Below are 20,966 nucleotides of genomic sequence, written 5' to 3'. Positions count from 1 at the left end.
GATACATCTCGCAAACAACAGGAGCCCCGCGCTGTCGGTCGCAGCGCGGGGCCACCATATCCGAGACGATCCTTAGGCGCTGTCGTCGTCGATGGTCACGATTACACGCACGGCGTCCAGGCGCAGGCGGGTGCCTTCGATGGCCTGGTCCAGCGCCTGGCGCTCGTCGCGCAGGGCGGTGATCTCGTCCTCGCGTACCGACGGGTTGCGCTGTGCCAGGGCCTCGAGTCGGGTCAGCTCGTTGTCCAGCGTCTGGCGCATGCGCACCTGGGCGGCCTCGACGATCGTCGGCAGCTCTCGCTGGGCCTCGGCCTCGGCGCTGTCGAGCAGGTCGCGCAGCTGGTCGTGACGACTCTTGATCAGGTCCCGCGCCACCGCCTTCTTGACCTTCTTGAGGTTCTTCGAAAGACCGGTGAAAGACACCTTGTCGGTGAGGTTGGCGCCGGACTCGTCGAGCAGCACCCGCACCGCGGTGGGCGGCAGGAAGCGATTGAGGTGCAGGCGCTTCGGTGCCGGACAGTGGGTGCGGAACACCAGCTCCGCCATCAGCCGGCCGGCAGGGATCGCCGGATGCTTGAGCAGGGCAAGGGCGGTGTTGCCCATGTTGCCGTCGAGGATGCGGCCCATCATCTCGCGCAGCAGCGGGTGTTCCCAGGACAGCCGCTGGACGTCGTCCCGGGCCAGCGCGCGGGAGCGCGAGGTGGTCACGGTGAAGCCTTCCTCGCCCTTCACCAGCCCTGGCAGGCCGTCGAGCATGTGCGAGCCCGGTGACAGCAGGGTCAGGTCGTTGCCAAGTTCGCGACTGTCGACGCCGAAGATGTCCAGCGCCTGGTCGAGGTAGCGTGGCAGGGCGCGGTCCTCGTCGAGTTCGACGATCCCCTGCTTGACCGACTCGACCCGCTCGGGACGGCAGGCGTTGAGCTCCAGCAGGCGATTGCGACCGGCGTCGCGTTCCGCCAGCTTGGCGTCGAACAGCGCGCGGGTCTCGCCGATGACTTCTTCCAGAGCCTCGTCGTCGAGCAGGCTCTCGGCCAGGTCGTCGCCGAAGGCGTCGAACAGGTCATTGCCGATACCGTGCGGCGCACTGAAGGCGTCCATCCCCTCCTGATACCAGCGCAGCAGTTTCTCGCCGGGGCTGCCTTCGAACACCGGCACATGGATCTCGATGGCGTGGCGCTGGCCGATGCGGTCGAGACGGCCGATGCGCTGCTCAAGCTGATCCGGGTGCAGCGGCAGGTCGAACATCACCAGATGACGACAGAACTGGAAGTTGCGGCCTTCGGAGCCGATCTCGGAACACACCAGCACCTGGCAGCCGTCCTCGTCATCGGCGAAGGCGGCGGCGGCACGGTCGCGCTCGACCAGCGACAGGTCCTCGTGGAACACCGGCGCCTGTACCCCGCCGAGCACGCGCAGACCGTCGGACAGCCCCTGGGCGGTCTCGCGGTCGTGGGCGATCACCAGGACCTTGTCGTCGCCCATCTCGGTCAGCCGTTCAAGCAGCCAGGTCACCCGGGGGTCGAACTGCCACCAGGGTTCGGCGTTGAGCGGGTCCTCGGTCAGGGCGCTGTACATGCCGTCCAGATAGACCATCACCTCGGGGTGGTCGAGGCCGGTCTCGATCAGCAGCTCGTCGAGGTAGTCCTCGTCCCGCGCCAGGCGACGCAGCACTCGGCGATAGGACGACGGCAGCTCCAGCTTGTCGACGTGCAGGCGACGTTCGGGGAAGCCGCCGACGTGGCGGCGGCTGTTGCGGAACATCACGCGGCCGGTGCCGTGGCGGTCGAGCAGCTGGTCTCGCAGCTGGGCGCTGGCCTGCTGGCGCTGTTCCAGGCTGCATTCGGGGTTGGACAGGGTCGCCAGCAGCGCCTGGCTGTCGCCGTCGTCGGCGACCGCTCCGATGGTGTCCCGGGCGCCGGCATCCAGCGGCCCGTCGACATCGCCCAGGGCGTCGATGGCCTCGGCCACCGCCACATAGCCCTGCTCTTCGGCGCGGAAGGCCTCCAGGTCCGAGTAGCGATCGCGATCGAGCAGGCGCAGCCTGGCAAAGTGGCTGGCCAGCCCCATCTGTTCCGGCGTCGCGGTCAGCAGCAGCACGCCGTCGGTGGCGCCGGCCAGGCGCTCGACGCAGGCGTAGCCGGGGCCGACCTCGTCCTCGCTCCACTCCAGGTGGTGGGCTTCGTCGACGATCAGCAGGTCCCACTCGCAGGCTTCGGCCTGTTGCTGACGGTGGGTGTTGGCGAACAGCCAGTCCTGGCTTGCCAGCACCAGCTGGCCGGCCTCGAAGGGATTGGCATCGCCATGGGCCTGGCTCTGCTGTTCGTCGAGCAGGGTCACCGACAGCGAGAAGCGTCGCAGCAATTCCACCAGCCACTGGTGAGTCAGGCTTGCCGGCACCAGGATCAGCGCGCGCTCGACCCGCCCGGTCAGCAGCAGGCGATGCAGGATCAGTCCGGCTTCGATGGTCTTGCCGAGGCCGACTTCATCGGCCAGCAGCACGCGAGGCGCCTGACGCGAGGAGACCTCGTCGGCGATGTACAGCTGATGGGGGATCAGATCGATGCGTGGGCCGGCCAGACCCAGCGCCGGGTTCTGCTCGATGCGATGGTAGTGATGCAGGGTGCGAAAGCGCAGGTCGAACCAGTCGTTGCGATCGACCTGGCCGGTCAGCAGACGATCTCGGGCCTGGTCGAACTGCATGCTGTCGGCCAGCCGGGCCTCCGGCAATTCGCACAGCTCGCCCTTGTCGTCTTCGCCGATATAGACGATCAGGCCATCGATTTCCTTGGTGTCGTCCACCGTCATCTGCCAGCCCTCGGCGGACTGGATGCGATCACCACTGCCGAAGGCGACTCGGGTCAACGGGGCAAGACGGGTACTGTAGGTGCGGGTTTCCTGGCTGGCGCCGAAGAGCACGGTGACGCTGCGCGCGTCGCAGTTCAGGATAGTGCCCAGGCCGAGTTCGGCCTCGCCGTCGCTGATCCAGCGCTGGCCGGGAGAGAAGTCGCTCATGATGCCTCGGGAGATGCGTCGTTACGGTTCGTGGTCGCGGGCCAGGCCCGCCGCCGACAGGGCGCGGTATCTTACAGCAATCTTCAGTCTGGCTTAAGCGCCATCGTCATGCCCGTGATCAGATGTCGCATGGCGGCTGAAACCTTCGCATCGAGGCGTTCCCGAAACGCCCCCGCGCTTGCCGCCGTGCCCGGGCCAGCGATGAGCTCGGCCGTGAGGTGGCGGATTCAGGCTACGTCAGTGCAGGAAAAGACAGGTTGGGCGGGCCGAGGCGGGGTGTCCCCCTCGGCCCTGAGACTGCGGGTGCGGTTCACCTGCAGTATGTGCTCAGGTTGGCAAAGTTTCAGCGCGCCAGCCAGTCGTCCAGCAGAGGCAGGGTCAGCTCCCCCACATGGCGCTCGAGCAGCTTCCCTTCGGCGTCGAACAGCAGTGTCGTGGGTAGCCCGGGAGATTGACTCGCTGCCAGCAGTTGCTGGCGCGGGTCGAGCAGGGGGTAGCGAAAGTCCAGGCCGGCCTCGTCCAGGTAGCGCGCGACCTGAACCAGCGGCTCGCCCTGATTGGCCACGACCACGGTGACGTCGTCGCGTTGGTCGATGTCGGCCAGCAACGGCATCTCGCGCCGGCAAGGCGGGCACCAGGTGGCCCATAGATTGATGATCAGCGGCTTGCCGGTGGGGCCGCCTGCCAGCGAGGCCAGTTCGATGGGGGCGCCATCGACGTCTTCCAGGGTCAGCTCTGGCACGCGTTGCGGCGCCGGACTTGCCGACAGCGGCGCCCAGCTGACCAGCGCCAGCCAGCCAAGCGAGGCGACCAGGGTCAGACCCAGGGCACCGAGCAGGGCGCCGAGGCGGTCGCGCAGTGACCACAGGGTCCACAGGGCGGCGGCGACCAGCCCCCAGACCCCGCTGTAGCCGGGCAGCCACAGCTTGATGATATCCAGCCAGTTGTCCTGATAGGCGGCCCAGTGCGGCAGCACGTGCCCGAGGCGAGCGCCGACCAGCCAGGCCAGCATCAGGCCGTTGAACCAGCGACCGTGGCGGCGGCGGGGCAGGCCCAGCAGGAAGGCGCTGGCGGCCAGCAGCAACAGGGTGACGACGAGGGCGTAGAGACGCGGCAGGCTCACTAGCACCGGACCGATGGCGATGGCATCCATGGATGGGGCGAACTCCATTGGGGAAACGCGAAAGCACGAAAATGCGCAGGCGAGCAGGTACACTTGGTGGGCTCGATCCGGCAAGGCTACTGCGCCCGATGCGCGCTGTCATCCCGAGCCGCCTGCCGGGCCATCGGTTTTCGAGCCATCTCTCTGATCAGGATCTGTGATGTCACCACCCAAGACCTTCGACCCCCTGCGCGCCCTGGCCATCGGCAGCCAGGCCCTCGGCTTCGTGATGATCTTTGTGCTCGGCACCACCCTGGACCACCCGCGCCCGTGGCAGGGGCTCACCCTGGGGCTGATGCTGGTGGTGGCGCTGGTAGTAGCGATAGCCCGTCGTTACCGCAACAACCGCCTGCAGAAGTTCCGTGACGAACGGCGCCAGCGGCTGTTGGGTGATGATGAGGGCGATGACGAGGGACGAGACTGACGCTGGTAGTCAGCACTCTCTATCAGTCCGTCGTTACCGCAACAACCGCCTGCAGAAGTTCCGTGACGAACGGCGCCAGCGGCTTTTGTCAGAAGACGAGGGCGACGAAGAAGCAGGAGAAGGCGAGGGGCGCGATTGACCAACAGCGTCAGGCCCGGACCTCTCGGGTCGATGATGCGCAGCGAGCAGGGTCGATGGCGGTAAGCCTCAGCCAGTGCCCCTCCGGCATCCGGCATAGCACCACCCGAAAGGCGCACTGACGCGAGGTGCTGTTGTCTCCCTCCCAGCTCTGTACAAAGCCGCACTCGTGTCCGCAGTCTTCCAGGCGTCGACGCAGCGCAGGAAAGCTGGTGGCGTCGACCTCGAGATTCAGTGTTCTCGGCGGCGTCGGGGTGTGGCTCGCCAGCAACATCAGCACCTGGGTGTTCTCGCCGCCCCCCAATTCCAGGGTCACTCCAGTGTCGCTGGCGACCAGCACCCGAAGGCCCAGTGTCGTCTCGAAGAACCGACGCATTCCCGCCAGGTCGCTGACCTCCAGGGCGCCCGGCTCTAGACTGAGATGCTGCATGACATGCCTCCGTGGGATCATGTGTCGGATTCAGTCTGGCGCCGAAGCCGCCGGTTTTCCCTTCAAGCCTGTTTATGGCCTTTATCGCCTGGCGCTATGGGCGTGGCGATTGGCCGCTTGCAGGTGCCTCCTTGCAGCCCTTTCCAGGGCGTCTTGTCCAACTTCCTTTTCGTACAAGTGGACGACGTCTTCGTCGACAGGTCGCCCTGCCTGAGTATGACGAATCGGCGGCAATGACGTGACCGCTGCATGACAGCCAACCCCAACTCCTTGTTTTTTATACCTCTGGCGAGGTAATGCCGGAGCGCTTGCTCCGTGTGCAGGGAAATTTGTCATCTCAATGACATTGTCTAGACAACTGGCCTTCATCTTCGATGTCCAGACTGGCGCCATTCCTAGAGGAGAGGCGTCATGTCCATTCCCACCATCATCGTCGAGCGGCTCAACAAGAACTTCGGCCATAGCCGAGTGCTCGAGGATGTCAGTTTCGAGATCACCCCGGGGGAGATCGTTGCGCTGATCGGCCCATCCGGCTCCGGCAAGTCCACCCTGATGCGTCATCTGGTCGGACTGACCTGCTGCAACCGTGATCGCGGTGGCCGAGTCAGCCTGCTGGGGCGCGAGATCCAGGCCAGCGGTCGCCTTCGCCGGGCCAGCCGTGGCCAGCGCTGCCGGGTCGGCTACATCTTCCAGCAGTTCAACCTGGTCAATCGCCTCAGCGTGCTGACCAATGTGCTGATTGGCCAGCTCGGGCGCATGCCGCGGGCGCGGGCGCTGCTCGGTCGTTTCAGCGACGAGGAACGCCAACGGGCCCTCAAGTGCCTGGCTCGGGTCGGCCTCGAGGGCATGGCCTACCAGCGTGCCAACACCCTTTCCGGCGGTCAGCAGCAGCGGGTGGCCATCGCCCGGGTGCTGATGCAGGACGCCGACGTCATCCTCGCCGACGAGCCCATCGCCTCGCTGGACCCGCGCAGCGCCCGGGAGGTGATGGAGATCCTCGAGCGGATTCACGCCGAGGATAGCCGCACCGTGGTCATCACCCTGCATCAGGTCGATATCGCCCGGCGCTACTGCCACCGGGCCATCGCGCTCAAGGATGGGCGCCTGTACTTCGACGGCAAGACCTCCGAGCTGACCGACGCACGCCTCAAGACCCTGTACGAGAACGCCGGCCTCGACGAGCTGCGTGCCGGCAGTCAACCCGACCTGCCGTCACCGCTGCGTGAGCCGAGCTACACCCAGGCCCAGACGGCTGTGTCGGCGCAGGTCGTCCATAGCTGAGCCACCACATCCTGCGACACCTGTTCCCACAACGACCGATAACCTTCAGGAGAATCCCATGTCTCTCGCATCCTTTCGTCGCCTGTCGCTGCCATTGATCGCCGGTATCGGCCTCGCCGCCAGTGCCCAGCTGGCCGCCGCCGAGACCGAGACCCTCAAGTTCGGCATCATCTCCACCGAGGCCAGCCAGAATCTGGCGCCGCTGTGGGACCCGTTCCTGGCCGACATGTCCGAGCAGATCGGCATGGAGGTCGAGCCCTTCTTCGCCACCGACTACGCCGCGGTGATCCAGGCCATGCGCTTTGATCAGATCGACCTGGCCTGGTACGGCAACAAGTCGGCCATGGAAGCCGTCGATCGTGCCGACGGCGAGATCTTCGCCCAGACCGTGGCGGCCAACGGAGCCCCGGGCTACTGGAGTCTGATGATCACCCACAAGGACAGCGACATCGAAAGCGTCGATGACGTCCTGGCCAACGCCTCCGAGCTGGTGTTCGGCAACGGCGATCCCAACTCCACCTCCGGCTATCTGGTGCCGGGCTACTACGTCTTCGCCAAGAACGGTGTCGACGCCTCGTCAGCCTTCAAGCGCACCCTGAACTCCAGCCACGAGACCAACGCCCTGGCGGTGGCCAATCAGCAGGTCGACGTGGCCACCTTCAATACCGAAGGCATGGAGCGTCTGGAAGTGACCGCGCCGGACAAGGCCGAGCAGCTGCGGGTGATCTGGAAGTCGCCGCTGATCCCGTCCGACCCGCTGGTGTGGCGCGGCGACCTGGACGACGCCACCAAGGAAAAGCTGCGTGAGTTCTTCCTGAACTACGGCGATGACGCCGAAGAGCAGCAGATTCTCGAGCCGCTGCAGTGGTCTGGCTTCGATGCCTCCGACAACGACCAGCTGTTGCCGATCCGTCAGCTGGCGCTGTTCAAGGAGCGCTCCGAGGTGGCCAAGGACGAAAGCCTGGACGAAGGCGATCGCGAGACCCGACTGGCCGAGATCGACAGCCAGCTCGACGATCTCGATGCGCGCATGAAGGAAGTGCAGGCCGCCGAGGCGATGCCCGAGGATGCCGCCACCAACGCCGGCTGATGTGACGCCAGGCCGCGCCGGGACGAAGGCCCGGCGCGGCCTGGACCGCTCACGCTGTCACCGCTTTCTCAAGTTCCCCCAGGAAAACGCATGACCACCCAGACACAACTTTCCGGCATCAGCCTGCCGCCCAAGCGTAGCTGGACCACCCTGGCGCTGTGGGGCGTCGGCCTGGCGGTGCTGGCCTGGTCCTGGCAGGGCGTCGAGATGCGCCCGAGCCTGCTGGTGACCAACGCCGACAATATGGCGACCCTGGCCGGCGACTTCTTTCCCCCGGCCTTCGGCAACCTCGGCCACTACATCGAGCAGATGCTGGTGACCATCCAGATCGCCATCTGGGGCACCCTGCTGGCCATCCTGGTCGCCATTCCTGCGAGCCTTCTGTGCTCCGAGAATCTGGTGCCCTGGTGGGTCTACCAGCCGGTGCGCCGACTGATGGACGCCACCCGTGCCATCAACGAGCTGGTATTCGCCATGCTGTTCGTGGTGGCGGTGGGGCTTGGGCCTTTCGCCGGAACCCTGGCGCTGTTCATCCACACCACCGGGGTGCTGGCCAAGCTGTTTTCCGAAGCGGTGGAAGCCGCCGAGGCCGGGCCCATGGAAGGCATTCGGGTCACCGGAGCAGGGCGCATCGAGGAGATCGTGTTCGGTCTGATTCCCCAGGTGCTGCCGCTGTGGATCTCGGTGAGCCTGTATCGCTTCGAGTCCAACATCCGCTCGGCCACGGTGCTCGGCATGGTCGGTGGCGGCGGTATCGGGGTGGCGCTGTGGGAGACCATGCGCGGATTCCAGTACGCCGAGACGGCCACCATCATGCTGGTGATCATCATCGCCGTGACGGCGCTGGACATGGCCTCGCAGTTCGTACGCAAGCGCTTCATCTAGGCTGACACAGCAGAGCCGAGTAAGCAGACCAGAACGGCTGGTCTGCCGGTGGCTTCGGCCACCACCCGATACCTTCTTTTTTGGAGCGAAGATGTCTAGACAAGTGACCGAGGCAGGCAGCCCGCCGCGCTATCGCCAGTTGGCCGATGTCCTCTCGCGCGAAGTCCGGGCGCAGTACTCTCCCGGCGATCTGCTGCCCAGCGAAGCGGCGCTGTCCAGGCGCTTCGGCGTCAACCGCCACACCGTACGCCGGGCGCTGGACGAACTGGTGGCCGCCGGCATGGTGACCCGTCACCAGGGCCGTGGCACCCAGGTGGTGGACCGCCGCCTGGACTATGCGGTCAACGCCGCCAGCAAGGTCACCCACAACCTGGCGGAACTGGGCCTGGCCACCGAGACCTGCTGCCTGACCCAGGGCCTGGCGGTGCCGCCGGAGGCCATCGCCCAGCGCTTTGCGCGTGGGCCGGGCGAGAGCCTTCTGTGTGTCGACACCATGCGCCATGTCGACCGGGCCCCGCTGTTGCGGCTGCGCCACTGGTTCGACCCCGAACGGGTGCCGGGCTGGCTAGATCGCTATCGCGGTGGTTCGACCCGGGCGCTGCTGGACCAGCACTACGGGCTGCGCCTGAGGCGCTCCCGGGTGCGCCTGGAAGCGGTCCAGGCCGACGCCGACGACAGCCGCATGCTGCAGTGCGCCCGCCTGGCGCCGCTGGTGGTGCTGACCAGTGACAACGTCGACGCCGATGGTCGTCTGGTGGAGATCTCCGTCAGTCGGGCACGGGCCGATCGGCTGGCCTATCACTTCGACTTTCCCGCGGACGAGCGTCCGCAGTCCCACGACGAGGGCTTCTCATGACACCGACCATGACCCCGACGCAACGTCATCGCCTGCTCGCGTTGACTCCTTTCGACCGTCTTGCGCAAGGCTGGCAGTCCCTGGGCATCCAGGCGAGCCACCGCTGCGTGCGTGGCCCCGAGACCGGCATGGCGATGGTCCGTGGCCGCATGGGCGGCAGTGGATCGGCCTTCAACCTGGGCGAGATGACCCTGACCCGGGCCAGCGTCGCCCTCGATGACGGCACCCTTGGCCATGGCTGGGTGCGTGGTCGCGACAAGGCCCACGCCGAGCTGATCGCCCTGGTCGACGCCTGCGCTCACCACGACCACTGGGCCAGGCGTATCGACAGCGAACTGATGGCACCGCTCGAGCAGGCACTCGATGAGCAGCGCAACCAGGCCTCGCAGACCGCCGCCGCCACCCGCGTCGACTTCTTCACCATGGTAAGGGGCGAATGAACATGACTCAGCAGACCTCCGAGGCCGTCCGGCCCCACGACTGGCCGGGACTCGCCGATCCCGTTCACGACAGCCAGCGGCTGTTTCGTCAGCTGCTCGGCGCCATGTCCGAGCCCGGCACCCTGACCGAGCTTGTCTTGCCGGAGCTGCCGGCCGGCGCGGCGATCTCGCCCGCCGCCTGGGGCGCGCTGCTGGCGCTGTGCGACCTCGACACCCGGGTGTGGGTGGACGAGGGGCTGGCTGGCGCCAACCTCGCCGCCGCCCTGGCCTTCCACACCGGGGCGCGACTGACCGACGACCCGGCCCAGGCCGACTTCGCCCTGGTGACCCCTGACACCCTGTCCCGCGAGGACGGCTTCGCGCTGGGCTCGGACGCCTGGCCCGATCGCAGCACCACCCTGATCGTGATGGTCGAGGCGCTGGCGCAGGGCGAGGACTGGTGGTTATCCGGTCCCGGGGTACCCGGTCAGCGCGGCCTTGCGCTGGGTAACGCCGAGCGCGTGCTGCCGTTGATGCGTGTGCTCGCCGCCAATCGTGCCCACTTCCCCCGGGGGCTGGACGCCTTTATCAGCAGCGGGACGCGACTCACTGCCATCGCCCGCAGCACCCGCCTGGCCGGACCTGGATTGGCCGCCACCGATGACGCCGAACGCCAAGAGGAGACCGCCTGATGTATGTTGCCGTGAAAGGAGGCGAGAAGGCCATCGCCAATGCCCATCGCTGGATGGCCGATCGTCGTCGTGGAGAGCGCGACCAGCGCGAACTCGAGGTGTCCCAGGTCCAGCAACAGCTGGGGCTGGCGGTGGACAGGGTGATGGCCGAGGCCTCGCTGTACGATCCCGAGCTCGCCGCCCTGGCGCTCAAGCAGGCCAGCGGCGACACCGTCGAGGCGGTGTTTCTGCTGCGCGCCTATCGCACGACCTTGCCGAGGCTGGCCGAGACGCTGCCGGTGGATACCGGCGCCATGCGCATCGAGCGTCGCATCAGCGCCACCTTCAAGGACGTGCCCGGCGGCCAGGTGCTGGGCCCGACCTACGACTATACCCACCGGCTGCTCGACTTCATGCTGCTGGCCGGCGAGGAGGCCGAGAACGCCACACCGGCGGCGCAGGGTGCCGAGGAAGGTCTCGAGGCCTGCCCCCAGATCCTCGACTGTCTCAACCATGAAGGGCTGATCGAGCAAGAACAGGACGACGGCAGCGAGCCCTACGACATCACCCGCGATCCCCCCGACTTTCCGGTGGATCGCGCCACCCGGCTGCAGATGCTGGCGCGTGGCGACGAGGGCTACCTGCTGGCGCTGGGCTATTCGACCCAGCGGGGCTACGGGCGCAATCACCCCTTCGCCGGCGAGATCCGCCAGGGTGCGGTGGAGGTCGAGATCGAGGTCGAGGGCTTCGACGGACCGGTGTGCGTCGGCGAGATCGCCATGAGCGAGTGCCAGATGATCAACCAGTTCGCCGGCAGCGGTGACACCGCCCCCCAGTTCACCCGGGGCTACGGCCTGGCCTTCGGCCGCAACGAGCGCAAGACCATGGCCATGGCGCTGGTCGACCGCGCCCTGCGCGCCGAGGAGCTTGGCGAGCCGATCCAGAGCCCGGCCCAGCAGGCCGAGTTCGTGCTGGCCCACGCCGACAGCGTCGAGGCCTCGGGCTTCGTCTCGCACCTGAAGCTGCCGCACTACGTCGACTTCCAGTCGGAGCTTGAGCTGATTCGCCGCCTGCGTCGTGAGCACGCCGAGCGTACCGCCGCCACGGCCGAGGCCGTGTCCGACACCCAAGCCGCCGGCGCACGCCCTGCACCAGGCGATGGCGACAGTACCCGTTCCGAAAAAGCCCAGACCGCGAACGCCCAGGCCAAGAACGTCCAGGAGAACGTCCGATGAACACCGCCATCGACAGCGGCTACAACTTCGCCTACCTGGACGAGCAGACCAAGCGCATGATCCGTCGCGCCCTGCTCAAGGCGGTGGCGATCCCCGGCTACCAGGTGCCCTTCGGCGGGCGCGAGATGCCGATGCCCTACGGCTGGGGCACCGGTGGCATGCAGTTGACCGCCAGCGTGCTGGGCGCCGACGACACCCTCAAGGTGATCGACCAGGGCGCCGACGACACCACCAACGCGGTCAGCATCCGCGCCTTCTTCGAGCGCGTCGCCGGGGTCGAGACCACCACCGCCACGGCACAGGCCAGCGTGATCCAGACCCGTCACCGGATTCCCGAGAAGACCCTGCGCGCCGACCAGATCCTGATCTTCCAGGTGCCGATCCCCGAGCCGCTGCGCTTTATCGAGCCCAGCGAGGAAGAGACCCGGGTCATGCACGCGCTTGAGGAGTACGGGGTGATGCACGTCAAGCTCTACGAGGACATCGCCCACCACGGCCATATCGCCACCACCTACGCCTACCCGGTGAAGGTCGACGGGCGCTACGTGATGGACCCCTCGCCGATTCCCAAGTTCGACAACCCCAAGCTGCACATGAGCGAGGCGCTGATGCTGTTCGGCGCCGGCCGCGAGAAGCGCCTCTACGCGATTCCGCCACATACCCGGGTGGAGAGCCTCGACTTCGAGGACCACCCCTTCGAGATCCAGGCCTGGGACGAGCCCTGCGCCATCTGCGGGGCCACCGACAGCTACCTGGACGAGGTCATCATCGATGATCAGGGCGCACGCATGTTCGTGTGCTCGGATACCGACTACTGCAACTCCCGCAGCGAGGAGAAGGCATGAAGCGCCCACAGCTTGAACGTCCCGCCCTGCTCGAGGCCCGCGCCATCCAGCGCCTGTACGGCCCCGGCAAGGGCTGCGAGGAGATCGACTTCACCCTGCACCAGGGCGAGGTGCTGGGCATCGTCGGCGAGTCCGGCTCGGGCAAGTCGACCCTGTTGCGGGTGCTCTCCGGGCTCGAGGCGCCGGATCACGGTCAGGTGGTCTATCACGCCGGGGAAGCCGGCTCGGTCGGCGGCTCCCCCGGCAAGGACGAAGCGCTCGACCTCTACGCCATCAGCGAGGCACGCCGCCGCGCCCTGCTGCGCATGGAGTGGGGCCTGGTCCACCAGAACCCCCGGGATGGCCTGCGCCTGGGCGTTTCCGCAGGGGCCAACGTCGGCGAGCGGCTGATGGCGCTGGGCCAGCGTCACTATGGCGAACTGCGCGCCGCCGGCCAGGACTGGATGGGCCGGGTCGAGCTCGACCCGGCGCGCATCGACGACGCGCCCCAGACCTTTTCCGGTGGCATGCAGCAGCGCCTGCAGATCGCCCGCACCCTGGTGACCCAGCCCAGGCTGGTGTTCATGGACGAGCCCACCGGCGGCCTCGACGTCTCGGTCCAGGCGCGGCTTCTGGACATGCTGCGCACCCTGACCCGGGAGCTCGGCCTGTCGGTGATCCTGGTCACCCACGACCTGGCAGTGGCCAGGCTGCTGGCCCACCGCCTGATGGTGATGCGCCGGGGCAGGGTGGTGGAGGCCGGGCTGACCGATCAGATCCTCGATGATCCGCAGCATCCCTACACCCAGCTGTTGGTGTCCTCGGTGCTGACGCCATGAATTCGCTTGCTCAGGAGTCCAAGATGACGTCCCCCTTTCTTACCGCCCGGCGGCTCGACAAGACCTTCGTGCTGCACGCCCAGGGCGGCCAGGCGCTGCCGGTGATGCGCGGTCTCGATCTGTCCCTGTCGCCGGGCGAGTGCCTGGTGCTGGCCGGGCGCAGCGGCATCGGCAAGAGCACCCTGTTGAAGATGGTCAACGGCAACTACCGGGTCAGCGGCGGGCAGCTGACGCTGCACTTCGAGGATGGCGAACTCGAGCTGTCGGCGCTGCCGGCCCACGCCTGGCACCTGCTGCGGCGCGACGTGATCGGCTACGTCAGCCAGTTTCTGCGGGTGGTGCCCCGGGTCTCGGCCCGGGAGGTGGTGATGGAGCCGCTGCTGGCCCGGGGCTGCGACGTGTCCGAGGCCCGCGCCCGTGCCGAGGCCCTGCTGGCGCGGCTCAACCTGCCCGAGCGACTGTGGGAGCTGGCGCCGGGCACCTTCTCCGGCGGTGAGCAGCAGCGGGTCAATATCGCCCGTGGCTTTATCGCCGAGCACCCGCTGTTGCTGCTCGACGAGCCCACGGCGTCGCTGGACGCCGCCAACCGCGAGGTGGTGGTGCAGTTGATCGAGGAGGCCAAGGCCCGTGGCACCGCCATGCTCGGCATCTTCCACGACGAGGAGGTGCGCGAGCGGGTCGCCGATCGCCTGCTGGAGCTGGAAGGGCATATGCTGCTTGCTGGCACCGACGCTGACCGCACCGCGTCAGACCATACCTCATTCCGTCAGACCGACTCCGGGGAGTCTCTTTCATGAACCAGGATCAGATTCTGACCAACGCCAGGCTGGTGCTCGACGACGAGGTGGTGCACGGCAGCCTGGTGATCAAGGACGGCGTGATCAAGGCGCTGGAACGCGGCCCGGTGTCGCTGCCGGGGGTGACCGACTGCCAGGGCGATATCCTGATGCCCGGCATGATCGAGCTGCACACCGACAATATGGAAAAGTACTTCCAGCCAAGGCCCAAGGTGTCCTGGCCGGGCCGCCAGGCGGCGCTGGCCCACGACGCCCAGATGGCCGCCAGCGGCATCACCACGGTGTTCGACGCGGTGTCGATCGGTGACGTCGACGAGCAGAGCATGCGCCACGGGGCCCTCGACGAGATGGTCTCGTCCCTGGCTGCGATCAACGACAACGGCATGGCCCGGGTCGACCACCGTCTGCACCTGCGCTGCGAGGTGTGCCACCCGGATACTCTGGCGCGTTTCAAGAGCTTCATGGACTCGCCGCTGCTGGGGCTGGTGTCGCTGATGGATCACTCGCCGGGCCAGCGCCAGTTCGCCAGCCTTGACGCCTACCGGGTCTACTACCAGGGCAAGTACGGCCTGGACGATGCCAGCCTCGAGGCCTTTATCGAGAAGCAGCTGGCCAACAGCGCCGCCTATTCCAGCGCCCACCGTCGCGCCATCGCCGAGCTGTGCAGCGAGCGCGGCCTGGCCCTGGCCAGCCATGACGACGCCACCGTCGCCCATGTGGCGGAAAGCCTCGAGTACGGCACCCGGGTAGCGGAGTTTCCCACCACCCGGGAGGCCGCCGAGGCCTCCCATCGTCACGGCATGGCGGTGATGATGGGCGCCCCCAACGTGGTCCGCGGCGGCTCCCACTCCGGCAATATCGCCGCGGCCGAGCTGGTGCGCCTGGGCGTGCTCGACATCCTGTCCTCCGACTACTACCCGGCGGCGCTGCTCGATGCGGTCTTCCGTATCGCCGCCATGGAGGACGGCTACGACCTGCCCCGCGCGGTGGCCACGGCCTCGCGTAGGCCGGCCGAGGCCGTGGGCCTGGACGATCGCGGACGCATCGCTCAGGGGCTGCGCGCCGACCTGGTGCGGGTGCGCGAGGTCGACGGCCATCCGCTGGTCCAGCGCGTGTGGTGCGCGGGCAGGCAGGTGCACTGATGCTGGTCTACCTGATCGGCGCCAGCGGCGTGGGCAAGGACAGCCTGCTCGACGCCGTGCGAAAGCGGCGCCCGGACCTGCTGGTGGCGCACCGCTACATCACCCGGCCAAGCGGCGTCGGCGAGGACTCGGTGGCGCTGTCGCCGGCCGAGTTCGAGGCCCGGCGGGCACGCGGCCTGTTCTGCCTTGACTGGGTCGCCCACGGGCTTCACTACGGCGTTGGCATCGAGGTGGAGGCCTGGCTGGCGGCCGGGGCCACGGTACTGCTCAACGGCAGTCGTCGCGAGCTCGCGGCCGCCCGTGCGCGCTTCGGCGAGCGCCTCACGCCGGTGGTGGTGACCGCCCCGCCCGGGGTGCTGCGTGAGCGGCTCGCCAGGCGCGGGCGCGAGAGCGACGATCAGATCGAGGCGCGCCTTGCGCGCCACGCCGAGGTGGAGGCCGAACTCGAGCGCTGCCATCCGGCGCTGGATCGCGTCGACAACGGTGGCAGCCTGGACGAGAGCGTCCGGGCGCTGGAGGCGATCATCGCCTCCCGCCTCTGACGGAGCCGGCGTCGAGCCTGTCGGCGCCGGCCTTGTGTCCATCGTCGACTACAGCGGCAGTGCGTACCACCTCATCAGCGCAAGCGGCTTGTGCCTCTTGCTTCAGCTCGGAGACTTCCATGGAGTTTCGCTTCAACGGCACCGGAGACAGCGCCCAGGTGCCTCGCTTCGGCTGCGACTGTCGCGCCTGCACTCGGGCCAGGGTGTTCACCAGCCATCAGCGTGGCCCCTGCTGCGCCGAGCTGAGCGTGGACGGCCGGCGCTACCTGCTCGACGCCGGGCGCATGGACCTGGCCCATAGCTGCGAGCTGGAGCGTCCCGCCGCCTTCTTCGTCACCCACTACCACGCCGACCATGTGCAGGGGCTGTTTCACCTGCGCTGGGGGACCGGCACGTCGATCCCGGTCTACGGTCCCAAGGATCCCAGCGGCTGCGCCGATCTCTATCGCAACAGCGGCATCCTCGACTTCCAGCCGGGGCTCAAGCCGTTCAAGCCGCTGGACTTCGATGGGCTGTCGGTGACCCCGGTGCCGCTCAATCACAGCAAGCCGACGCTCGGTTACTGCCTGGATGATGGCGGCACCCGCCTGGCCTACCTGACCGACACCCAGGGTCTGCCCGGCGCCACCGAGCGTTTTCTGCGCCAGTGGGACGCCGACGTCGTCGTGCTCGACGCCTGCCACCCGGCCAGCCAGCTCGAGACGCGCAACCACAACAGCATCACCCAGGCGCTGGAGATCATCACCCGGCTCGACCCGCCCCGGGCCTATCTCACCCACATCAGCCATGAACTGGACGCCGAGCGTCTGGACCAGCCGACCCCCTTGCCGCCCAAGGTGCGCATCGCCCGGGATGGCGAGACGTTGGAGGACTGGGATCGCCTGGACGCCGTCTGCTAGCCAGTTGCGGCCTTGGCTTCCTTCATGCTGACGTATCTGCGAGAGCACCCCTGATCATGTCCGATGTCCCCACGCCGTCTGTGTCTGACGGCTCCTTATCTTGTGAATCGCCCAGTGACTCGCCCAGTGGCTCATCCAGAGACTCATCCAGCGCGCTGGACCAGCCGACGTCCCCGCGTCTGTCCGAGCGGCCCAACGTCGCTACCGACGCTCGCCTGCACCACAGCGAGCTTGGGCGCTTCACCGAGGTCGGCAGTCGCTGCGTTTTCAACCATGTCAGTCTCGGCGACTACAGCTATATCGAACGTGACGGCGACGTCATGTTCGCCACCATCGGCAAGTTCACCTCCATCGCTGCCAGCGTGCGCATCAATCCGAGCAACCACCCCTGGTGGCGGCCGACCCTGCATCACTTCAGCTATCGCCCCGGCAAGTTCGGTTTCAGCGACGAGGCCCTCGACGGCGAGGTATTCGCCTGGCGCGAGGCCGATCGGGTGGTCATCGGCCACGACGTCTGGATCGGCCACGGCGCCATCGTGCTGCCCGGCGTGACCATCGGTCACGGCGCCATCGTCGGCGCCGGCAGCGTGGTGACCAGAGACGTGCCGGCCTACCACATCGTGGTGGGCAACCCCGCCCGGGTGCTCAGGCCACGCTTCGATGATCCCGCCATCGCCGAACGGCTCGAACGACTGGCCTGGTGGGACTGGTCGGACGAGCGTATCAAGGCCCATCTGAAGGGCTTTCAAGGCAACGTCGAGGACTTTCTGGCCGAGGCGGAGCGGGGGACATCCAGTTAGGGACAAGAGGGGCTGGCGGTGTGGGGGAGGCTTCATGACCCCTAGTCGGTTGGACATTGACGTTATAGGGCGCCGACATACGCCAGCGACTTTGCTGAATTGAAACGATTGATGACGCTTTGATGGCAGCGTTGTGAATCGCCGCCTAGCTTTCCTGAATCGTCGGGGGGAGCGCTCGAGCAGTGGCCAGGGCTCGCAGATTCTCTCCGGCTCTGTCGGCGACCGACCCTGCTCAGGAGTGCCCCTTTTGATCCACCGCCTCTTTTCCCCAGTGCAGCGCCCCCCGACCCTGACGGAGGCGCTGGTATCGCTGATCGCCCTGGTGGTCGGCATCGGCGTGTCCATCGTCGTCTACGGGCTCGACCCGCAGATTCCCATGTTGCTCGGGGTGATCGTGGCAAGTCTGGTGGCGCTGCGCTGCGGCTACCGCTGGGACGATATTCAGGAAGGCATGGTGCGAGGCATCCACAACGCCCTGCCGGCGCTGATCATCCTGATGGTGGTAGGGGTGCTGATCGGGGTGTGGATTCAGGCCGGGGTGGTGCCGACGCTGATTTCCTATGGCCTCAAGCTTCTGTCGCCGACGATCTTCCTGCCGGCGGCGGTGGTCATCTGCGCCATCTCGTCGCTGGCGACCGGGTCGAGCTGGGGCACCTCCGGCACCCTGGGGGTGGCGCTGATGGGGATCGGCGGCTCGCTGGGGATTCCGCTGCCGCTGGTGGCCGGGGCGGTGCTGTCCGGGGCCTACTTCGGCGACAAGATGTCGCCTCTGTCGGATACCACCAACCTGGCACCGGCCATGGCCGGTACCGACCTGTTCACCCATATCAAGCACATGTCCTACACCACCGGGGTCAGCATTGGCCTGACCCTGGTGATCGAGATGGCGCTGAGCCTTTACTACTCGGGCACGTCCGGCGGGCTCGAGCGGGTCGAGGTGATGCAGCAGACCCTGGCGGCGCACTACGTCATCAACCCGGTGCTGCTGCTGCCGCCCTTGCTGGTGCTGTTCGTTTCCTACAAGCGGCTGCCGGCGATACCCGGCATCACCCTGGGGGTCATCGCCGGTGGTCTCTGTGCGCTGGGCATGCAGGGGGCCGGCTACGCTGAACTGATGCAGGTGGCCTTTGGTGGCGTGACCTCCGATACCGGCGTCGAGGCGGTGGACAGCCTGCTTAGCCGCGGCGGCCTGAATTCGATGTTCTACACCATCAGTCTGGTCATTGTGGCGATGATGTTCGGCGGGGTCATGGAGCGCACCCAGCAGCTCAGGACCATCGCCGAGACCATTCTGAAGGCGGCAAGGACCCGGGGCTCGCTGATCCTGTCCACGGTGCTGACGTCGATCGGCGCCAATGTGGTGCTGTGCGATCAGTACATGGCCATCGTCATGGGCGCACGCACCTACGCCGAGGCCTACCGAGAGCGGGGACTGGCGCCGGAGAACCTGTCCCGGGCGGTGGAGGATTCGGCCACCGTCACCGCCAATCTGGTGCCCTGGAACTCCGGTGGTGCCTACCAGGCGGCGACGCTGGGGGTCGCGACGATTGCCTATCTGCCGTTCAACTTCTTCTGCTGGCTGTCGCCGCTGGTCACCGTGCTCTACGGCTACACCGGCTGGACGATCAAGCCGTTGGCAGCACCCGAGGACGACGCCACGCCAGCGGTACCAGGCGCCAAGGAGTGAAGACAGCGCCAAGGGGGCGGTGGCGCGGCCGCCCGGCGAGAGGGGAGGCGGGACGGGTTTATCCAGTGACCGCCTCCATTGCCGCCGGCACATCAAGGATCAGTGGCTGATCATCCAGGGGCGCGCAGTCGGAAAGGTCTTGTGACCGTCGGCGGTGTAGAACAGCCTGGGCTTGTCGCGCGGTCGATGCCGGCAGCCGCCGTCCTGCTCGCTTGCGTGGTTGCCGTGGCGGGGCTCATGGGCCGCGCGTTCATTTCTGTCCATGGCCTGGCGACGCTCTGGCGCCATGTCGAGCAGCCCCGGTGACACCAGCAACACCCTTGGTGCCAGGTCGCCGCACTCTGGGCAGGGCTGGGTATCGCCGCTGGCATCCATCGCGACCAGTTCATGAAACAGACCGTGCTCAGGGCACTTGTAGTCGTAGACGGGCATCTGTCAGCTCCTCCTCAATGGTCCTTGTCCGATGTCTGGTCCGAAGCCTTGTCGGGCGCCAGCGGCAGGTCCTTGCCGTCGACCTGCTTCGTCGGGCCATCGGCACCGGGCTTGATGTCGAAGTCGAAGATATCGGTGGGTAGCCAGAGCGTGGCGCAGGCATTGGGCACGTCCACCACGCCGCTGATGTGACCCTGGGCCGGCGCGCAGCCGAGCAGCGCATAGGCCTGGGAGCGGCTATAGCCGAACTTGGTCAGGTACTCGATCGCGTTGAGGCAGGCCTGACGGTAGGCGATGTGAACGTCGAGGTAGTGCTGCTTGCCCTGCTCGTCGACGGAGATTCCCTCGAAGATCAGGTAGTCGTCGTAGCGCGGAGCGATCTTCGACGGCTTGAAGATGGGGTTCTTGATGCCGTACTTGGCCATGCCGTCCTTGATCAGCTTGACCCTCAGGTGGATCCAGCCGGCCATCTCGATGGCGCCGCAGAAGGTGATCTCTCCATCACCCTGGCTGAAGTGCAAATCGCCCACCGACAGACCCGCATCCTTGACGTAGACAGGGAAGTACACCGTCGAGCCGCGAGACAGGTCCTTGATATCGCAGTTGCCGCCGTGCTCGCGTGGCGGCACCGTGCGGGCACCCTCGGCGGCGGCACGGTCGCGGGCATCACCGTTTAGCTTTCCCATATGGGCGGTGTCGGCGTAGGGCAGGTTGACCAGGCCCGGCACACGGTCAGGGTCGCTGTCGTAGAGCGTCTTTTCGCGTCGGTTCCACTCTTCGAGCAGGGGCCGGGACGGCAGGGTGCCGATCAGGCCGGGATGGATGAGACCGGCGAACTCGACGCCAGGAATATGACGGGAAGAGGTCATCATGCCGTTGAAGTCCCAGATCGACTTCTGGGCCTGGGGGAAGTGCTCGGTCAGGAAACCGCCGCCGTTCTGCTTGGAGAAGAAGCCGTTGAAGCCCCACTGGCTGTCGCCAAAGGCACCGATGTCGAGGATGTCGACCACCAGCAGGTCGCCGGGCTCGGCCCCTTCGACGCCCACCGGACCCGACAGAAAGTGCACTTGGGAAAGGTCCACGTCGCGCACGTCCTCGGCGCTGTCGTCGTTGTGGATCTGCCCTCCGGTCCAGTCGTGACACTCGATGATGAAGTCGTCGCCAGGCTTGACCATGGCGGCCATGGGGATGTCCGGATGCCAGCGGTTGTGCACCTGGGCGTTGTCGTAGGGGGATTGGTGCAGATCGATCTTGATAAGAGTATCGGCCATGATGCGCGTGCTCCCGTGAAAACGATAAACGAGTGACCCCGTGGTCGACCCGTTGCTTCACTATCGGAAACATTTGCTTGACTCACCATGCGGTGGGCCAGGTGATGCCTAGATTGTCAGACCCTGTGGC

21 protein-coding genes are annotated in these 20,966 nt (G+C 66.9%); 16 read left to right on the top strand and 5 right to left on the bottom strand.

Translation table 11 applies throughout. The features are described 5' to 3' along the window. Nucleotides 1–72: 72 nt before the first annotated feature. Entirely contained in the window at nt 73–3,012 is a 2,940-nt protein-coding gene (gene rapA, locus EBB56_RS20275) for an RNA polymerase-associated protein RapA (RefSeq protein WP_124805176.1), read from the bottom strand. 343 nt (nt 3,013–3,355) lie between these two features. Then, entirely contained in the window at nt 3,356–4,165 is an 810-nt protein-coding gene (locus EBB56_RS20270; RefSeq protein WP_124805175.1) for a TlpA disulfide reductase family protein, read from the bottom strand. A 169-nt stretch (nt 4,166–4,334) separates the two neighbouring features. Here EBB56_RS20270 and EBB56_RS20265 point away from each other — a divergent pair, with 169 nt between their 5' ends. Further along, on the top strand, nt 4,335–4,598 hold the full coding sequence (locus tag EBB56_RS20265; protein ID WP_124805174.1) for a hypothetical protein: 264 nt from the start codon (nt 4,335–4,337) through the stop codon (nt 4,596–4,598). 148 nt (nt 4,599–4,746) lie between these two features. Here the strand turns inward: EBB56_RS20265 and EBB56_RS20260 are convergent, their stop codons facing one another. Next, nucleotides 4,747–5,166: a VOC family protein gene (locus tag EBB56_RS20260; RefSeq protein ID WP_124805173.1), complete on the bottom strand. Its 420-nt coding sequence runs from the start codon at nt 5,164–5,166 to the stop codon at nt 4,747–4,749. Between the two features lie 411 nt (nt 5,167–5,577). Here EBB56_RS20260 and phnC point away from each other — a divergent pair, with 411 nt between their 5' ends. The 15 genes from phnC (at nt 5,578) to nhaC (ending at nt 19,133) form a co-directional block, all read left to right on the top strand. Beyond that, entirely contained in the window at nt 5,578–6,447 is an 870-nt protein-coding gene (phnC, locus tag EBB56_RS20255) for a phosphonate ABC transporter ATP-binding protein (protein WP_124805172.1), read from the top strand. A gap of 58 nt (nt 6,448–6,505) precedes the next feature. Beyond that, the gene (gene phnD / locus EBB56_RS20250) at nt 6,506–7,537 is read left to right on the top strand and encodes a phosphonate ABC transporter substrate-binding protein (RefSeq protein ID WP_124805171.1); all 1,032 of its coding nucleotides are present in this window, start codon (nt 6,506–6,508) and stop codon (nt 7,535–7,537) included. A gap of 90 nt (nt 7,538–7,627) precedes the next feature. Next, nucleotides 7,628–8,422, top strand: a complete 795-nt coding sequence (phnE, locus tag EBB56_RS20245) for a phosphonate ABC transporter, permease protein PhnE (protein WP_045994226.1) — start codon at nt 7,628–7,630, stop codon at nt 8,420–8,422. Nucleotides 8,423–8,513: 91 nt separating this feature from the next. Beyond that, nucleotides 8,514–9,278: a phosphonate metabolism transcriptional regulator PhnF gene (gene phnF, locus EBB56_RS20240; RefSeq protein ID WP_124805170.1), complete on the top strand. Its 765-nt coding sequence runs from the start codon at nt 8,514–8,516 to the stop codon at nt 9,276–9,278. Continuing rightward, on the top strand, nt 9,275–9,718 hold the full coding sequence (gene phnG / locus EBB56_RS20235) for a phosphonate C-P lyase system protein PhnG (RefSeq protein ID WP_239452594.1): 444 nt from the start codon (nt 9,275–9,277) through the stop codon (nt 9,716–9,718). Before phnF ends, phnG begins: the two co-directional genes overlap by 4 nt. A 2-nt stretch (nt 9,719–9,720) precedes the next feature. Further along, a complete protein-coding gene (gene phnH / locus EBB56_RS20230) occupies nt 9,721–10,389 on the top strand; it encodes a phosphonate C-P lyase system protein PhnH (RefSeq protein WP_124805169.1) in 669 nt (222 codons plus the stop codon). After that, nucleotides 10,389–11,603: a carbon-phosphorus lyase complex subunit PhnI gene (locus tag EBB56_RS20225; protein ID WP_124805168.1), complete on the top strand. Its 1,215-nt coding sequence runs from the start codon at nt 10,389–10,391 to the stop codon at nt 11,601–11,603. The genes phnH and EBB56_RS20225 overlap by 1 nt, the downstream gene beginning before the upstream one ends. Further along, nucleotides 11,600–12,448, top strand: coding sequence for an alpha-D-ribose 1-methylphosphonate 5-phosphate C-P-lyase PhnJ (locus EBB56_RS20220; protein WP_108133448.1), 849 nt, complete (start codon nt 11,600–11,602; stop codon nt 12,446–12,448). The genes EBB56_RS20225 and EBB56_RS20220 overlap by 4 nt, the downstream gene beginning before the upstream one ends. Next, nucleotides 12,445–13,266, top strand: a complete 822-nt coding sequence (gene phnK, locus EBB56_RS20215) for a phosphonate C-P lyase system protein PhnK (protein WP_124805167.1) — start codon at nt 12,445–12,447, stop codon at nt 13,264–13,266. Before EBB56_RS20220 ends, phnK begins: the two co-directional genes overlap by 4 nt. Before the next feature lie 23 nt (nt 13,267–13,289). Continuing rightward, the gene (gene phnL / locus EBB56_RS20210; RefSeq protein WP_124805166.1) at nt 13,290–14,063 is read left to right on the top strand and encodes a phosphonate C-P lyase system protein PhnL; all 774 of its coding nucleotides are present in this window, start codon (nt 13,290–13,292) and stop codon (nt 14,061–14,063) included. Beyond that, complete coding sequence (locus EBB56_RS20205) at nt 14,060–15,205, top strand: alpha-D-ribose 1-methylphosphonate 5-triphosphate diphosphatase (protein WP_045994229.1); 1,146 nt, start codon at nt 14,060–14,062, stop codon at nt 15,203–15,205. Before phnL ends, EBB56_RS20205 begins: the two co-directional genes overlap by 4 nt. Beyond that, nucleotides 15,205–15,747, top strand: coding sequence for a ribose 1,5-bisphosphokinase (gene phnN / locus EBB56_RS20200; RefSeq protein ID WP_124805165.1), 543 nt, complete (start codon nt 15,205–15,207; stop codon nt 15,745–15,747). Before EBB56_RS20205 ends, phnN begins: the two co-directional genes overlap by 1 nt. A 119-nt stretch (nt 15,748–15,866) precedes the next feature. Continuing rightward, a complete protein-coding gene (gene phnP, locus EBB56_RS20195) occupies nt 15,867–16,646 on the top strand; it encodes a phosphonate metabolism protein PhnP (protein WP_124805164.1) in 780 nt (259 codons plus the stop codon). Nucleotides 16,647–16,702: 56 nt separating this feature from the next. Further along, a complete protein-coding gene (locus EBB56_RS20190; protein WP_124805163.1) occupies nt 16,703–17,446 on the top strand; it encodes a DapH/DapD/GlmU-related protein in 744 nt (247 codons plus the stop codon). Between the two features lie 247 nt (nt 17,447–17,693). Beyond that, a complete protein-coding gene (nhaC, locus tag EBB56_RS20185) occupies nt 17,694–19,133 on the top strand; it encodes a Na+/H+ antiporter NhaC (protein WP_221621217.1) in 1,440 nt (479 codons plus the stop codon). Between the two features lie 99 nt (nt 19,134–19,232). Here the strand turns inward: nhaC and EBB56_RS20180 are convergent, their stop codons facing one another. Both EBB56_RS20180 and fmdA read right to left on the bottom strand, forming a co-directional pair. Then, complete coding sequence (locus tag EBB56_RS20180; RefSeq protein WP_124805162.1) at nt 19,233–19,565, bottom strand: zinc ribbon domain-containing protein; 333 nt, start codon at nt 19,563–19,565, stop codon at nt 19,233–19,235. A 14-nt stretch (nt 19,566–19,579) separates the two neighbouring features. Further along, nucleotides 19,580–20,836 (bottom strand): formamidase, encoded by a 1,257-nt coding sequence (gene fmdA, locus EBB56_RS20175; protein WP_124805161.1) that lies wholly within the window; start codon nt 20,834–20,836, stop codon nt 19,580–19,582. Nucleotides 20,837–20,966: the final 130 nt, after the last annotated feature.

This window comes from Halomonas sp. YLB-10 (assembly GCF_003856855.1).
Lineage (GTDB): Bacteria > Pseudomonadota > Gammaproteobacteria > Pseudomonadales > Halomonadaceae > Halomonas > Halomonas litopenaei.
This window is presented reverse-complemented; position numbering and strand designations above follow the sequence as displayed.